Source organism: Pseudomonas sp. MDT1-17 (genome assembly GCF_054898105.1).
Genome location: NZ_JBUBVM010000001.1, coordinates 2,496,494 through 2,513,507, shown reverse-complemented (window position 1 = coordinate 2,513,507; position 17,014 = coordinate 2,496,494). Strand labels below are relative to the sequence as shown.

Sequence of the window (17,014 nt, the reverse complement as noted above, 5' to 3'; positions counted from 1 at the left end):
TCGATACATCAATACCCCCGGGCGCAACTTCAATTGTTCGAATGGAGAAAATCATGAATTCAATCATTGAAAATTTTTCGAACGCACTCCAACCAGTTGAACTGGTAGTCACCGATGAAAAGTCCATTCTTCGGGCTGATGCAGAAGTCGATGCTGATGCAGCCAGGAAAAGTGAGGGGCGGTGGTTTAACCACAGTAACCTTCAACCCACTGGCCGTTATGCCCGGAAAGGCACTCAATTAAACGTCATCGTTTCCCCATTGCTGAGCGGTCTCGAACTGGTCATCGGACTGTTTGGGAACTATGGGGAACATAATGGCGGGGAGGAGAAGTCACACGCACGGTTCGCTTTGAATCCGGGGGCGAACGTGATCGTGGCGCCGCTCGATGGCATGATCTACATTCAAAACCGGATATTCAACACCGTTGCGACCGTCGAAGTGAGTGGTGGAGAACCGGTTCCCACCTACATTAAAGGCGTGACCACCAACGCTGACTTCCGTGCGCAGGTCAATCGCTGGAAAACAGCGCCCTTCGTCGAGCTTATCGGTGACTATGTCATCGGTGACTTTCAGAGCCGCAGGGCTCTTCCGGGGCTACTTGATATCGACCTCGACAGAAGAATCGGCATGTTCGACGCGGTCGTCGCTCATACTAACGCCCTCTACGGATTATCAAAGTACGCGTACGATGTCGCGCATAAATCTTCAAACCGCATCTACATCGCCAATCCCGACACCGGAGCCGGTTATGCTTCAGCTACGGATGGGCGCATCACCTTCCAGGTCAACTCTGGTGCAGGTGCGGCTATTCTAACGGGCCCCGAAAATGATATGTGGGGTCTATATCATGAAGTAGGCCACACCTATCAACCCGAAGCTCGCTGGGCTGGCATGGGCGAAGTCTCGGTGAATTTATCATCGCTTGCGGTACAAGAAGCACTGGGTTTTCCAAACACTCTAGACGATACGCCGACACGAAATGCGGTGGCCGAGTTTCGCAAGACGCCAATTGCTGACCGTAACTATTCATCTATTTCCAACGTGTGGCTCAAGCTACTGATGCTCGACCAACTCCGCCGTGGTTTCGGAGGTAACTTTTACGCTCAACTTTCCCAACAGTTTCGCATTGAAAACTCGGCGGGTATTCCCGAGCCAGAAACTGCCCCAGCTGTTCAGCGGCACTTCATGCTCACCGCCGGGAAAGTGGCTAACCGTAACCTGACCCGGTTCTTCGAGGAGTGGGGCATGCCGCTTGATGCCGCGACCCGTTCGGAACTCGCCAAGCTTCCCGAACTCAAGCACGAGATCTGGAACAACATGAACCGACCCACCGACGTCATCGAACGCGACGCTCCTCCTCTCATGGTTCCTGCCACATTGACGTCTCCAGCCGGGGGGTCGTTTGGTGAGAGCCACGCACCTTTATATGAGGGTACAGGTTCGCCGGGGGCAACGGTCACCATCGAGCAGGGTCTGCCTGGCGGCCGCTGGCATCCTGTTGGAACGACCACGGTCAAAGATTCCGGTAACTGGTCGCTCCAGGGTCTGCCGCTCCCTGCCGGTGAGCGGGAAGCGCGGGCAACATTGAGCAATGGGGGCACTGGCTTCGCAAGAAATACCTTCACAGTCAAGGAGGTCGCTGATGTGATTCCTGTGACAATGACGTCGCCGAAGCCAGGCGCTACGTTTGATGTCAACCACGAACCGTTGTATGCCGGCAAGGGTACCCGGGAAGCCTGGTCAAAATCTCGCAGGGTTTGATTTGGGACCTGTTGCTACCTGTGGCAAACGTCAATGTCGGGACAAACGGTGAGTGGTCCAAGGTGGGTCCGAAACTCCCTGTGGGTTGGCGCAAGGCAGTGGCGGCCAACCCGCAAGTCGTAAAAATACATGTCTTCACGGTCACGGAGGTGATTAAGGCCCCAGTCACAATGACCTCGCCTGCGGAAGGTGTTTCGTTTGGTGAGAACCATGTACCTATCTACAGCGGCAAGGGTACTCCGGGCGCGACGGTCAGAATCGAGCAGGGTCCGCGCAAGGGCGCGTGGTATCCGGTCGGCACGGCCACTGTCAATGCTTTCGGGGACTGGCTCTTCATCGGCCAGCGACTCACTGCTAATGAACGGGAAGCGCGGGCGACGCAAGGCGACGGTGGCACTGATTTCGCGAGGAACAGCTTCACGGTTTCCGAGGTGGTTCAGATTCCTGCGACCTTAACGTTTCCTGCTGAAGGTGCTTCGTTTGACGAGAATCACATACCTGTCTATGCGGGCAAGGGTACTCCCGGCGCCACGGTCAAAATCGAGCAGGGTCTGCGTATTGGCGGCTGGCGCTTGGTGGGCGCGGCCATTGTCAACACGAACGGAGTTTGGTCTTACGTTGGCCTGAAACTCCCTGCTGGCGAGCGGGAAGCGCGGGCGACGCAAGGCGACGGTGGCACTGATTTCGCGAGAAACAACTTCACGGTTACGGTTTCCAAAGTGATTGAGATTCCTTCGACCTTAACGTTTCCTGCTGAAGGTGCTTCGTTTGATGAGAATCACATACCTGTCTATGCGGGCAAGGGTACTCCCGGCGCCACGATCACAATCGAGCAGGGTCGGCGTACTGGCCAGTGGTTCTTCGTGGGAGCGGCCATTGTCAATACGAACGGAGATTGGTCCTGCGTTGGCATGACACTAGCTGCTGGCGAGCGGGAAGCGCGGGCCACACAAAGCAAGGGAGGCAGTGGCACTGTGAAAAACAGGTTCACCGTCACAAAATAATCCAACCGGGTCAAAACACTGGACAAGCAAGTGGAACGCCAAGCCGCGGGGGCGCCCCCCCCCCCCCGCACAGACGCCGGATAGAGAATGGCAAGCCAAACACACGTCAACAACACAGAAAGGGGTAACCATAGATGAGCTGCCGCAGGCTGTGAACTTTTGATCTTACTGCGCCAACACCTCATCCGCCCGGCCGCCCTCCTGCTGGATCACCAAGTGGATGAAGTGCAGCTTGGCGATCACTGCCGGCGGCAGGACGAACGGGTAGAAATCCGGCTGGCCCATGCTGCGTGACAGCTCATTGAGCATGCCCGCCAGTTCGATCCACGCATTGACGAATGACAGGAACGCGGCACCGCCGGGATGCTGTGAATCGTAGAGCGTGTCGGGCGGAAATGGCTTGTAGTCGAAGTCCATTTCCCGCGCGCTCATGCCAAATCCCAACGCGGTATCCACCGCGTCCATCATGTGCAGGTAATGAGCCCAGGTTTCGGCCCAATCCTCCCATGGGTGCATGGTCGCGTAGGCGCTGACGTAATGTTGCTGCCAGTCGAGCGGTGCGCCTTGCTGGTAATGCCGTTCGAGGGCCTCGGCGTAGCTGGCGCGCTCGTCGCCGAACAGGCTGCGGAACGGTTCCAGCCAATGGCTGTTGGCGATCAGCCGATCCCAGTAGTAATGCCCGACCTCATGACGAAAATGCCCGAGCAGCGTGCGATAAGGTTCATGCATCTGCACCCGAATCTGCTCGCGATGGGCGTCGTCTGCCTCTTTGAGATCGAGGGTGATCAGACCGTTGGCGTGACCGGTGGTCGGCGGCTTGCCTTCGAGGTCGACACCAATGAAATCGAAGGCCAGGCCAGTCTCTTCGTCCACGGTTTTGGGGATCACCTGCAAACCAAGGCTGACCAACTGTGCGACCAGACGACGCTTGGCCGTTTCGACCTTGCGCCAGCGTTCGTGGTTCTCGGGAATCGACAGGTCGGGGATGGTGTGGTTCAGGCTACAAGCGATGCATAACGCATCGTGGTCATTGGCAGGGAGCAGCCAATTGCACGCGGCCGGGGAATCGAGGTTGGCGCAGCGGCGAAAGACACCCGCCTCGGGATCGGCGTCGAGTAACCAGGTGTCGGCCTGCAAGCCGGGCTGCAGCGACGACAAGCGACTCTGCTCCGGCTGATAACCCAACGCCGCCGAACAGGCCAGGCACTGACTGTTGCGAAAAAACAGCGACTGCCCGCAGCGGCACTGCCAGACCTTGCTGTTGCGCGAGCTTTCGCCAAGGAAGGGCGCAGCGATGCGTGAACTGAGCTGTTCGAAGAAGCGGTACATGGCGATCTCTCCCTGGGGCTTGCCAAGACTAGATCATTCGCTGACAAAGATCGTTCCCACGCACTGCGTGGGACGATCAACTAAACCGCAATACCGTGTTTACTCAGAAACTCGACAAACGCCTCTTCATCCAACACCTTCAATCCCAGCTCATTGGCCTTGGTCAACTTGGAGCCAGCGCCTGGCCCAGCGACCACGCAGTGGGTCTTGGCCGATACCGAGCCCGCCACCTTGGCGCCGAGGCTTTCCAGCTTGTCCTTGGCGATGTCGCGGCTCATCAATTCAAGCGAACCGGTCAGCACCCAGGTCTGCCCAGCCAGCGGCAAACCTTCAACGACTTTCTTCTCGCTCTGCCAGTGCATGCCGAAATCGCGCAGCTGTTTCTCGGCGGATTCAGCAACTTGACGATTTTGCGCAACCACGAAGAACTCGCGAACCGAAGTGGCCTGCTTCTCCGGCAGTGCCTGACGCATATCCAGCCAGTCGGCGCTGAAAACCCCTTTCAGCGAACCAAATTTGTCGGCCAATTTCTGCGCGCCACCCGGCCCCACCGAAGGGATGTGCAACTTGTCGAGGAAACCGCCCAACGTGGTGCTTGCGGCAAACTCCGCACCCAGATCGCCCTGATCCTGAATCTGCAGACCGTGCTTCAGCAGATCGGTAATCACCTGCTGGTTATGCGCATCTTCAAAGAAGCTGTGAATCTCATGTGCCACTTCCAGGCCGACATCCGGCAAGTACGTGAGCACTTGCGGCAAGGCCTGCTGAACCCGCTCCAGCGAGCCGAGTGAACGCGCCAGCACCTTGGCCGTCTCTTCGCCGACATCGGGAATCCCGAGGGCGTAGATGAAGCGTGCCAGGCCCGGCTTCTTGCTGTCTTCGATGGCGCTGAGCAGGTTCTTGCTCGACAGCTCGGCAAAGCCTTCCAGGTCGACAATCTGTTCGAACGTCAGGGCGTACAGATCGGCCGGCGAATTCACCAGGCCTTCATCCACCAATTGCTCGACGCTCTTCTCGCCCAGGCCTTCGATGTCCATGGCGCGACGGGAGACGAAGTGAATGATCGCCTGCTTGAGTTGCGCACCGCAGGCCAGACGTCCAACGCAGCGGTACACCGCGCCTTCGCTGACGGTTTCGCGACCCTTGCTGCGCTTGACCAGTTGCGTGCGCTCGACATGCGAGCCGCAGACCGGGCACTGCTCGGGAATCTGCACCGGGCGCGCGTTATCGGGGCGGCGCTCGGTGACCACTTGCACCACTTGTGGAATCACGTCGCCCGCGCGGCGGATGATCACAGTGTCGCCGATCATCAGACCAAGGCGCGCCACTTCGTCCATGTTGTGCAACGTCGCATTGGCCACGGTGACGCCGGCCACCTTGACGGGTTTCAAGCGCGCTACGGGCGTCACCGCACCGGTACGGCCGACCTGGAATTCCACGTCGAGCAGTTCGGTGAGCTCTTCCATCGCCGGGAATTTGTGAGCAATCGCCCAGCGCGGTTCACGAGCGCGAAAACCCAGTTCACGCTGGGACGCGATGCTGTTGACCTTGAACACCACGCCGTCGATTTCATAGGGCAGCGAATTGCGGCGCTCACCGATGTCGCGGTAGTAATCCAGGCATTCATCGATGCCCTTGGCCAGCTTCAACTCATGACTGACCGGCATGCCCCAGGCTTTGAGTTGCTGCAGGTTGCCAATGTGCGTATCGGCAATATCGGCGGAAATCTGACCGATGCCATAACAGCAGAATTCCAGTGGACGGTTGGCGGTAATCTTCGAATCCAGTTGCCGCAAGCTGCCGGCCGCCGCGTTGCGCGGATTGGCGAAGGTCTTGCCGCCGACTTCCAGTTGCGTGGCGTTAAGGCGCTCGAAACCAGCCTTGGACATGAACACTTCGCCGCGCACTTCCAGGGTCGCTGGCCAGCCAGTACCGTGCAGCTTGAGCGGGATGTTGCGCACGGTGCGCACGTTGACGCTGATGTCTTCGCCAGTCGTGCCATCTCCGCGAGTGGCTCCGCGCACCAGCACGCCGTCCTGATACAGCAGGCTGACCGCCAGGCCATCGAGCTTGGGTTCACAGCTGTATTCCACCGCCGCGCCGCCACCGAACAGATCGCCGACCGGCAGGTCCAGCCCTTCGGTTACCCGACGATCGAACTCGCGCATGTCCGTTTCTTCGAAGGCGTTGCCGAGACTCAGCATCGGCACTTCGTGACGCACCTGAGTGAACGCCGACAGCGCCGCGCTGCCGACGCGCTGGGTCGGCGAGTCGCTGGTGATCAATTCGGGATTGGCCGCTTCGAGGGCCTTGAGCTCATGGAACAACCGATCGTATTCGGCGTCCGGAATGCTCGGCTCGTCCAGCACGTGGTAGCGATAGTTGTGCTGATCCAGCTCAGCGCGCAGCTCTAGAATGCGGTTTTTGGCGGCGGTCATGGGTGTTCTCTCATAAAGCAAAAGAGCAGCCGAGGCTGCTCTATCTCATCTAATCAAGATCAAAAAATCGCAGCCTGCGGCAGCTCCTACAGGGATCGCTAGCTTCTGTAGGAGCTGGCGAAGCCTGCGATCTTTTGACTTTAGCGCTTCTGGGTCAGGGCGCGACGTTCGAATTCAACGATGCGCTGACGGTAGTGCTCGATGGTCTGGGCGGTCAGCACGCTGCGCTGATCGTCTTTGAGCTCACCGTTCAGCTCCTGGGACAGTTTGCGCGCTGCGGCCACCATCACGTCGAAGGCTTGCTTGGGATGACGCGGGCCTGGCAGACCGAGGAAGAAACTCACCGCCGGTGTGCTGAAGTGGTCGATGTCGTCCAGATCGAAGACGCCTGGCTTGACCGCATTGGCCATCGAGAACAGGACTTCGCCATTGCCGGCCATACTTTCGTGACGGTGGAAGATGTCCATCTCGCCGAAACGCAAACCGCTTTCCAGAATGTTCTGCAACAGTGCCGGGCCTTTGAAGCCAGCGGCGTCGCGGCAGATCACGCTGATCACCAGCACTTCTTCGGCGTGCGGTTGTTCCTTGTCGCTGGCCGAACCCGACACCTTGGTGTCATCCGGGAAATCGTCGTCACGGCTGCTGAAGCTCGGGCCGCCGTCCAGATCCAGGCTGAGGTTCATGTCGCCCTGGGAAGGCTCGCCGTGGCCACGCTTGCCGCGCTTGGAACCCGACTCACGCGGCTCACGGGCAGGCATGCTCACCGACGGCAGATCGTGCTCGTCCAGTTGCGGTTCTTTATGGGCATCCAGCACGCGGGGCGGACCCAACAGCTCGGCGCTGGCGTCCTCGTCCGGCAGATTGGACAAACTCCGGTCAAGACGAAATTTCAGTTTTCCCTTGCCGCCGCGCATGCGACGCCAGCCGTCGAAAAGAATACCGGCAATGACAATAATGCCGATGACGATCAGCCACTCGCGCAGACCGATTTCCATGTAATCCCGTGCCTCTATAAAAAATGCTGAAAAATAAGGGGTTTACAACTCGCAAACCGCTTTAAAACGTGGCGCCAACTCTATGTTCTGACAGGCGTTTTGCCCACGTATACGAAAAATTGACATTAAACTAGCACGACCAAAGGCAACTTTACACCGTCTGTCACAATGGCTTGCGCGAATATGTCGATTGGCCAGCAAGTAGGGGCAGGTAAAAAGGTCCTACAACTCAATATCACCTCTCCTACAAGCACCCCTTCAGGCATCCACCATCGCCATCGCCTCCTCGACATCCACTGCCACCAGACGCGAACAACCCGGCTCGTGCATCGTAACGCCCATCAGTTGATCGGCCATTTCCATGGCGATCTTGTTGTGGGTGATATAGATGAACTGCACCGTCTGCGACATCTCTTTGACCAGCCGAGCGTAGCGTCCAACGTTAGCGTCATCCAATGGCGCGTCAACTTCATCGAGCATGCAGAACGGCGCCGGATTCAACTTGAAGATGGCAAAAACCAGAGCCAAGGCAGTCAGGGCTTTTTCGCCACCGGAGAGCAAATGGATGGTGCTGTTCTTCTTACCGGGCGGCTGCGCCATGATCGTCACCCCTGTATCGAGTAGATCTTCGCCCGTCAGTTCCAAATACGCGCGACCTCCACCGAAAACTTTTGGGAAAAGCGCCTGTAATCCGCCATTGATCTGATCAAAGGTATCTTTGAAGCGGTTACGGGTTTCCTTGTCGATCTTGCGAATCACGTTTTCGAGCGTATCCAGCGCTTCTACCAGATCGGCGTTCTGCGCATCCAGATAACGTTTACGCTCGGATTGTTGCTGGTATTCGTCGATGGCCGCGAGGTTGATCGCACCGAGTCGCTGAATGCGTGCGGCAATGCGTTCAAGTTCTTCCTCGGCGTCTTTCTCGTTAGCCTCCGTCGTCAGCGTGGCGAGCACGCCATGGAGGTCATAACCGTCCTCGAGCAATTGATCTTCGAGGGTCTTGCGGCGCACGCTCAGGGCTTGCCATTCCATGCGCTGCTGTTCGAGCTGGCTGCGGATCAATTGCGATTGCTGCTCGGCCTGGTTGCGGCGCTTCTCGGCGTCGCGCAATTCGCGATCCGCGTCTTCCAGGGCGATCTGCGCAGTCTTGAGTTCTTCGTCGACCGTCATGCGCTTGTCGAGCAGCTCTTCAAGTTTCAACCGCAGTTCTTCCAGCGGCGCCTCGCCCTCCTCCAGGTTGAGACTCAGCTGTTCGCGTTTTTCGGTCAGGCGCTCGGACTGCATTTCCAGACGTTCAAGCGCCTGACGCGTGGAATCATGCTGGGCCTTGAGCGACCCCAGACGCACCGCCAGTTGATGCGCGTGATCCTTGTGCTGCCGGGCTTCCTGACGCACCCGATCAAGCCGCTCGCGCAAGCTGTCGCGCTGAGCCAGCAGCAACTCACGCTGCTCGGTGTCCAGCGCCATGCTGTCGATGGCTTCCTGCAATTGCAGGCGCGCTTCGCCGATGTTTTCGTGCTCGAGTGCACGCTGCTCGCCCAGCTCGGTCAGCTCTTCGTCGAGACGGGTACGACGTAACTCAAGCTGTTCGGCCTTGGCTTTACCGGCGGATAACTGAGCTTTCAACTCACCTTGCTGACGCGCTTCGTCTTGCAGCAGACGGCGCAAATGTTCGCGACCGTTTTCTTGCTGACGCTGTTGCGCCCTGAGATTTTGAAGTTGGGTTTCCAGGGTCTCGACCGTGGCTTCGCGCTCATCACGCTCAAGGCCCAGGCGCTGGATTTCCTGACCACGAGCCAGCACACCGCTTTCCGCTTCACTGGCCCGACGCACACGCAAAAAGTGTCGACCGACCCAGTAACCATCGCGGCTGATCAGACTCTCGCCGGCGGTCAATTGACTGCGCAGGGCCAAGGCCTGTTCAAGGCTGTCGACCGGTTTAACCTGCCCCAACCAGGGCGACAGATCGATCTGCGCTTGCACTTTATCGAGCAAGCTGCCGGGCACGCGCGCGCCATCACTGGCCGGGCTGAGCAAGCGCAAGTCGCCTTGGGCAAAACCGGCCAGATCGAAATCGCCGAAGTCATCCACCAGCACCGCTTGCAGGTCGGCGCCGAGCACGGTCTCCACCGCCAGCTCCCAACCGGCTTCGACTTTCAGGCCTTCGGCCAGACGTGGACGGTCGGCCAAATGCTGCTCGCGCAGCCATTCAGCGGTGCCAGTGCCCGGGTCGAGTGCGGCTTGCTGCAAAGCTTCAAGCGAGGCAAGGCGGCCGTTCAGACGCTGCAAATCACCCTGAGCCTGCTGCTGATTCTGCAGCGCCAATTGCAATTCCTGACGCAGTTGCTCAAGGCGTTCGACCTGGGCTTCTTCGCTGGCCTGCAAATCTTCAAGCGTGGCCTCGGAAGCGGCCAACTGCTCGCTGAGCTCCATGATTGCCGCGTCTTCCGGGTCCGCCGACAGCAACGCGCGCTCCTCGCCAAGACGCTTCTGACGATCGGCCAGTCGCTCCATGCTGGTTTCCAGCTGCTGGATCCGCGACTGCTGAACTTCGGATTGGCGACGAGGCTCGGCAGCGGTGAGGTTGAACGTGTCCCACTGTTCCTGCCAGGCGTGCATGGTGGTTTCGGATTCTTCCAGCGCGGCGGCGGCCTCTTCGGCGGCGGCGCTGGAGACTTCCTGTTCCGGGGTGAGCAAGTCCAGCTCTTCGCCGAGTGTCTGCAGCAAGGTGCGGTCGAGGCCCAGATGAGACTCGGTTTCCAGACGCGCACGCTCGGCCTCTTTCAGGTCGTCCTGCAATTGGCGCAGGCGCTGCTGTCCGTGTTGGATGCTCTGCTCGACCCGGGCGATGTCGCCGCCGACCGAATAGAAGCGCCCCTGCACCAGATTGAAGCGCTCGGACAGGTCGTGGTGACCGTCACGCAAGCGTTCGATAGCCGCGTCGGCGTTGCGCTGCTCGGCGACCAACGCTTCGAAAGTGACTTCCTGATTGCCGATGATCGCTTCGCGCTGACCGACCTGCTCGTTCAACGCCTGCCAGCGCAGGGCCGACAGCTGAGCCTTGAGCTGACGCTCCTCGCCCTTGCATTCCTGATACTTCTTGGCAGCTTCGGCCTGGCGGTGCAAGCGCTCCAGCTGACGTTCGAGTTCTTCACGCAGGTCGGTCAAGCGTTCCAGGTTTTCGTGGGTGCGACGAATGCGGTTTTCAGTCTCGCGCCGACGCTCCTTGTACTTGGAGATGCCCGCCGCTTCTTCAATAAAGTTGCGCAAGTCTTCAGGCTTGGACTCGATCAGCTTGGAGATCATCCCCTGCTCGATGATCGAGTAGCTGCGCGGGCCCAGGCCTGTACCGAGGAAGATGTCGGTGATATCGCGGCGGCGGCATTTGGTGCCGTTGAGGTAATAGGTGGTCTGGCTGTCGCGGGTCACTTTGCGGCGAATGGAAATTTCCGCGTAGGCGGCGTATTCGCCGAGCAGGGTGCCGTCGGAGTTATCGAACACCAGCTCGATACTCGCCTGGCTCACCGGCTTACGGCTGGTGGAACCGTTGAAGATGACGTCGGTCATCGACTCGCCGCGCAGGTTCTTGGCCGAACTTTCGCCCATCACCCAGCGGACGGCGTCGATGATGTTCGACTTGCCGCAGCCATTGGGCCCGACCACGGCCGCCATGTTACTGGGGAAGTTCACTGTGGTCGGGTCGACGAAGGATTTGAACCCCGCCAGCTTGATGCACTTTAGCCGCACGCTTAAGCGTCCGTCAGCGCAGAAACCACCAGATCGCAGCTGCGCTGGGTGTACGCCGTCAGCACGATGCGGATCTGCAGAAAATCACGGGCCAGCACGGCGGCGAGCAAGCGTTCGAACAGTTCGAGAAACTCGCTCATCGAGGCCTTGCGCTGGTCCAGGGCGAGGAAATACGCACGGCTCATGGCTGGCTGCAAATTCTCGACGGTTTCCTGCAAATACGGGTTGTTGGCGAACGGATACGCGGCGCGCATCACATTAAAGCTGTCGTCGACGAAGGTGCGGATGTCCTGACGTTCGTAGCTGGCGGTCAGACGCTGCTGGATTTGCACGAACGGCGCCATGTCGGCCTGGACTTGCCAGCCACTGGCCACTGCATTGCCCAGCAGAATGTAAAGCTCGCTCATCAGCGTGCACAGGCTCTGGACCTTGTGGGCCGTGAGTTCTGTCACGTGGGCGCCGCGTCGCGGCAGGATCGCGATCAGGTGGCGGCGCTCGAGGATCAGCAAGGCCTCACGGACCGAACCGCGGCTGACATTGAGGGCCAGCGTGACCTTCTGTTCCTGAATGCGCTCCCCGGGCTTCATTTCGCCACGAATGATGCGTTCGGCGAGGTGGTGAGCGATTTGCTCGGCGAGGCTGTCCGGCGCCTTGAACGTCATGATTGTCCCTTCAAACTCTTCGATCTGCACAAGCGGCGCAGTGTACCGCACATAAAGGGTCATGGCGGAGTGCCCTCTCGGCGGTTTTTGGCACGATTCAAGCAAAAAGCAGGCTATCCCGTGAGGGTCAATAATGAAGGAACGAGTTGTTGATCGACAAAATGCCATTTCCTGACCTTTAAGTCAGAAAACCATTGACCGGAAAGTCAGACCTGATAAATTCGGTTCAAGTCGGTTAACAACAATAATGAGTCTGCGAGGCCTTCCGTGATCCAGTTTTTACTTAACCAGGAACTCCGTAGCGAGCACGCCCTGGACCCAAACCTGACCGTGCTCAATTATCTGCGCGACCATGTGGGCAAACCCGGCACCAAAGAAGGCTGCGCCAGCGGTGACTGCGGTGCGTGCACCGTGGTGGTCGGCGAGCTGCAAACGGATGACGATGGCCGCGAACACATTCGCTATCGCAGCCTCAACTCGTGCCTGACGTTCGTTTCGTCACTGCACGGCAAACAACTGATCAGCGTCGAAGATCTCAAGCATCAGGGCCAACTGCACAGCGTGCAGAAAGCCATGGTCGAATGCCACGGCTCGCAATGCGGTTTCTGCACGCCGGGCTTTGTGATGTCGCTGTTCGCGCTGCAAAAGAACAGCGATCAACCGGATGCTCATAAAGCTCACGAAGCCCTGGCCGGCAACCTCTGCCGCTGCACAGGCTATCGGCCGATTCTGGCCGCCGCCGAACAATCCTGCTGTGGCAAGCAACCGGATCAGTTCGATGTTCGCGAAGCCGACACCATCGCTCGACTGAAAGCCATTGCACCTACCGACATCGGCGAACTCAACAGCGGCGACAAACGCTGCCTGGTGCCGCTGACCGTCGCCGATCTGGCTGACCTCTACGACGCTTATCCACAGGCTCGCCTGCTGGCCGGCGGTACGGATCTGGCGCTGGAAGTCACGCAATTCCACCGCACCCTGCCGGTGATGATTTATGTAGGCAACGTCGCCGAGATGAAGCGCGTCGAACGCTTCGACGACCGCCTGGAAATCGGCGCCGCCACGGCACTCTCCGATTGCTACGAGGCCTTGAAGGCCGAGTACCCGGACTTCGGCGAATTGCTGCAGCGTTTCGCCTCTTTGCAGATCCGCAACCAGGGCACCCTCGGCGGCAACATCGGCAACGCCTCGCCGATCGGTGACTCCCCGCCCCTGCTGATTGCACTCGGCGCGCAGATTGTCCTGTGCAAAGGCGAAGTCCGCCGCACGATGGCGCTGGAAGATTACTTCATCGATTACCGAGTCACCGCGCGTCAGGAAAGCGAGTTCATCGAAAAGATCATCGTGCCTCGCGCCAGCGCCGAACAACTGTTCCGCGCCTACAAGGTGTCGAAACGCCTGGACGATGACATTTCCGCGGTCTGCGCCGCGTTCAACCTGCGCATCGACAATGGCGTGATCGCCGACGCCCGCGTCGCCTTCGGCGGCATGGCGGCAACGCCAAAACGTGCCAAGGCCTGCGAAGCTGTATTGCTCGGCGCCACCTGGAACAACGACACCGTCGAACGCGCCTGCGCTGCATTGGCCGAAGATTTCACGCCGCTCTCGGACTTCCGCGCCAGCAAGGAATATCGCCTGCTCAGCGCGCAAAACCTGCTGCGTAAATACTTCATCGAACTGCAAACACCGCACATCGAGACTCGGGTGACCGCTTATGTCTAATCATCACGCCGTAGAGAAGACCCAAGCCGAACTGGCTGAACTGTTCGCCAAGGACCTGACCACCGGCGTCGGCCGCAGCGTCAAGCACGACAGCGCCGACAAGCATGTATCCGGTGAAGCGCAGTACATCGACGACCGTCTGGAATTCCCCAATCAGCTGCACGTTTACGCACGCCTGTCGGACCGCGCCCACGCGAAGATAATCAGCATCGACACCAAGCCCTGCTACGCCTTTGAAGGCGTACGCATAGCAATCACCCACGAAGATGTACCGGGCTTGAAAGACATCGGTCCATTGCTGCCGGGCGACCCGCTGCTTGCCATCGACGATGTGCAATTCGTCGGTCAACCGGTGCTCGCCGTTGCCGCGAAGGACCTGGAAACCGCACGCAAAGCCGCGATGGCCGCGATCATCGAGTATGAAGATCTCGAACCCGTTCTGGACGTGGTCGAAGCCCTGCGCAAACGCCACTTCGTACTCGACAGCCACACCCATCAGCGCGGCGATTCGGTCAATGCTTTGGCCACCGCCGAGCATCGCATCCAGGGCACGCTGCACATCGGTGGCCAGGAACACTTTTACCTCGAAACCCAGATCTCTTCGGTGATGCCGACTGAAGATGGCGGGATGATCGTTTATTGCTCGACGCAGAACCCCACCGAAGTGCAGAAACTGGTGGCCGAAGTGCTCGATGTGTCGATGAACAAAATCGTCGTCGACATGCGCCGCATGGGCGGTGGTTTCGGCGGCAAGGAAACCCAGGCCGCGAGCCCGGCATGCCTGTGCGCAGTGATCGCGCACCTCACCGGACAGCCGACCAAGATGCGCCTGCCGCGTGTCGAAGACATGCTGATGACTGGCAAGCGTCACCCGTTCTACGTCGAATACGACGTGGGCTTTGATAGCACCGGCCGCTTGCACGGCATCGCCCTGGAGCTGGCCGGCAACTGCGGTTGCTCGCCAGACTTGTCGGCGTCGATTGTCGACCGCGCAATGTTCCACGCTGACAACTCGTACTACCTGGGCGATGCGACCATCAACGGTCATCGCTGCAAGACCAACACCGCGTCGAACACCGCTTACCGGGGTTTCGGCGGCCCGCAGGGGATGGTCGCCATCGAAGAAGTGATGGACGCGATTGCCCGCCATCTGGCCCTTGATCCGCTGGCCGTGCGCAAGGCCAACTACTATGGCAAGACCGAGCGCAACGTCACCCATTACTACCAAACCGTCGAGCACAACATGCTCGAGGAAATGACCGCCGAACTCGAAGAAAGCAGCCAGTACGCCGAGCGCCGCGAAGCGATCCGTCGCTACAACGCCAACAGCCCGATCCTGAAAAAAGGCCTGGCGCTGACCCCGGTGAAATTCGGTATTTCCTTCACCGCCAGCTTCCTCAATCAGGCCGGCGCGCTGATCCACATCTACACCGACGGCAGCATCCACCTGAACCATGGCGGCACTGAAATGGGCCAGGGTTTGAACACCAAGGTCGCGCAGGTTGTGGCTGAAGTTTTCCAGGTGGAAATGGACCGCGTGCAGATCACCGCGACCAATACCGACAAGGTCCCGAACACCTCGCCGACCGCCGCTTCCAGCGGTGCCGACCTCAACGGTAAAGCCGCGCAGAACGCCGCTGAAATCATCAAGAAACGCCTGGTTGAATTTGCCGCGCGGCAGTACAAGGTCAGCGAAGAAGACGTGGAATTCCACAACGGCCACGTGCGTGTTCGCGATCACATCCTGACCTTCGAAGCGCTGATCCAGCAGGCGTATTTCGCTCAGGTTTCGCTGTCGAGCACCGGGTTCTACAAGACCCCGAAAATCTTCTACGACCGCAGCCAGGCTCGTGGTCGGCCGTTCTACTACTACGCCTTCGGTGCAGCCTGTTGCGAGGTGATCATCGACACCCTGACCGGCGAGTACAAGATGCTACGCACCGACATCCTCCACGACGTCGGCGACTCGCTGAACCCGGCGATCGACATCGGTCAGGTCGAGGGCGGTTTCATCCAGGGCATGGGTTGGCTGACCATGGAGGAACTGGTGTGGAACAACAAAGGCAAACTGATGACCAACGGCCCGGCCAGCTACAAGATCCCGGCGGTGGCGGACATGCCGCTGGACCTGCGCGTCAAGCTGGTGGAAAACCGTAAAAACCCGGAAGACACGGTGTTCCATTCCAAGGCCGTGGGTGAGCCGCCGTTCATGCTTGGCATCGCGGCGTGGTGTGCGATCAAGGACGCTGTGGCGAGCCTTGGCGACTACAAACATCAACCGAACATCGACGCGCCGGCGACGCCGGAGCGGGTGTTGTGGGGCTGTGAGCAGATGCGCCAGTTGAAGGCGGCGAAAGCTGCCGAGGCTGAGCCGGAGTTGGCTTCGCTCTAGACCGAGGCGCGGCCTTCGCGAGCAGGCTCGCTCCCACAGGGGGATGCATTCCAAATGTGGGAGCGAGCCTGCTCGCGAAGAGGCCCGAACAGACAACAGAGATGTTGAGGTGAAACATGTACAACTGGATCGACGCCCTCGCCGACCTGCAAACCCGGGGTGAACCCTGCGTGTTGGTGACCATCATCGAAGAGCTCGGCTCGACGCCGCGCAATGCCGGCTCGAAGATGGTCATCAGCGCCACCCAGGCCTTCGACACCATCGGTGGCGGGCATCTGGAATACAAAGCCATGCAGATCGGCCGCGAGATGCTTGCCAGCGGCAAGCAGGACACCCATTTGGAGCGCTTCAGCCTCGGCGCCAGTTTGGGCCAGTGCTGCGGCGGCGTGACCGTGTTGCTGTTCGAACCGATGGGCCAGGTCCAGGCGCAGATCGTCGTGTTCGGCGCCGGCCATGTCGGGCGGGCGCTGGTGCCGCTGCTCGCCAGCCTGCCCTGCCGGGTGCGCTGGATCGACTCGCGGGAAACGGAATTCCCCGAACAGATCCCTCACGGCGTGCGCAAAATCGTCGCCGAAGAACCGGTGGATGAAATCGATGACCTGCCCGCCGGCAGCTATTGCATCGTCATGACCCACAACCATCAGCTCGACCTCGAACTCACCGCCGCGATCCTCAAACGCAACGACTTTGCCTACTTCGGACTGATCGGCTCGAAGACCAAACGGGTGAAATTCGAACACCGCTTGCGTGACCGTGGTTTCGACAGCGCCGTGCTGCAACGCATGCGCTGCCCGATGGGCATTGGCGAAGTCAAAGGCAAGTTGCCTGTGGAAATCGCCATCTCCATCGCCGGCGAAATCATCGCCACCTATAACGCGAATTTCGGCCAGCACACTGCCAGCGCCGGATCATCGATTGCCAAACTGCTGCCAGCTTCACGCCGCAGCCAGGCCTCTAACTGA

10 protein-coding genes are annotated in these 17,014 nt (G+C 59.4%); 5 read left to right on the top strand and 5 right to left on the bottom strand.

The genetic code is table 11. The annotated features are described in order from the left end of the window. Window positions 1-53: 53 nt before the first annotated feature. Both ACYZTX_RS11600 and ACYZTX_RS11595 read left to right on the top strand, forming a co-directional pair. Window positions 54-1,763: a M60 family metallopeptidase gene (locus tag ACYZTX_RS11600; RefSeq protein ID WP_462034160.1), complete on the top strand. Its 1,710-nt coding sequence runs from the start codon at window positions 54-56 to the stop codon at window positions 1,761-1,763. Window positions 1,764-1,783: 20 nt separating this feature from the next. Then, window positions 1,784-2,767, top strand: coding sequence for a hypothetical protein (locus tag ACYZTX_RS11595; protein ID WP_462034159.1), 984 nt, complete (start codon window positions 1,784-1,786; stop codon window positions 2,765-2,767). A gap of 165 nt (window positions 2,768-2,932) precedes the next feature. Here the strand turns inward: ACYZTX_RS11595 and ACYZTX_RS11590 are convergent, their stop codons facing one another. From ACYZTX_RS11590 to ACYZTX_RS11570, 5 genes are all read right to left on the bottom strand, one after another. Continuing rightward, window positions 2,933-4,096, bottom strand: coding sequence for a zinc-binding metallopeptidase family protein (locus ACYZTX_RS11590; protein WP_462034158.1), 1,164 nt, complete (start codon window positions 4,094-4,096; stop codon window positions 2,933-2,935). A gap of 80 nt (window positions 4,097-4,176) precedes the next feature. After that, window positions 4,177-6,534: an NAD-dependent DNA ligase LigA gene (ligA, locus tag ACYZTX_RS11585; RefSeq protein WP_462034157.1), complete on the bottom strand. Its 2,358-nt coding sequence runs from the start codon at window positions 6,532-6,534 to the stop codon at window positions 4,177-4,179. Between the two features lie 140 nt (window positions 6,535-6,674). After that, the gene (zipA, locus tag ACYZTX_RS11580; RefSeq protein WP_462034156.1) at window positions 6,675-7,529 is read right to left on the bottom strand and encodes a cell division protein ZipA; all 855 of its coding nucleotides are present in this window, start codon (window positions 7,527-7,529) and stop codon (window positions 6,675-6,677) included. A 258-nt stretch (window positions 7,530-7,787) separates the two neighbouring features. Beyond that, entirely contained in the window at window positions 7,788-11,276 is a 3,489-nt protein-coding gene (gene smc / locus ACYZTX_RS11575; RefSeq protein WP_462034155.1) for a chromosome segregation protein SMC, read from the bottom strand. 2 nt (window positions 11,277-11,278) lie between these two features. Beyond that, window positions 11,279-11,938: a GntR family transcriptional regulator gene (locus tag ACYZTX_RS11570; protein WP_462034154.1), complete on the bottom strand. Its 660-nt coding sequence runs from the start codon at window positions 11,936-11,938 to the stop codon at window positions 11,279-11,281. 267 nt (window positions 11,939-12,205) lie between these two features. Here ACYZTX_RS11570 and xdhA point away from each other — a divergent pair, with 267 nt between their 5' ends. From xdhA to xdhC, 3 genes are all read left to right on the top strand, one after another. Continuing rightward, window positions 12,206-13,660 (top strand): xanthine dehydrogenase small subunit, encoded by a 1,455-nt coding sequence (gene xdhA / locus ACYZTX_RS11565; RefSeq protein ID WP_462034153.1) that lies wholly within the window; start codon window positions 12,206-12,208, stop codon window positions 13,658-13,660. Beyond that, complete coding sequence (gene xdhB / locus ACYZTX_RS11560) at window positions 13,653-16,052, top strand: xanthine dehydrogenase molybdopterin binding subunit (protein ID WP_462034152.1); 2,400 nt, start codon at window positions 13,653-13,655, stop codon at window positions 16,050-16,052. The genes xdhA and xdhB overlap by 8 nt, the downstream gene beginning before the upstream one ends. A 116-nt stretch (window positions 16,053-16,168) precedes the next feature. After that, window positions 16,169-17,014, top strand: coding sequence for a xanthine dehydrogenase accessory protein XdhC (gene xdhC, locus ACYZTX_RS11555; RefSeq protein ID WP_462034151.1), 846 nt, complete (start codon window positions 16,169-16,171; stop codon window positions 17,012-17,014).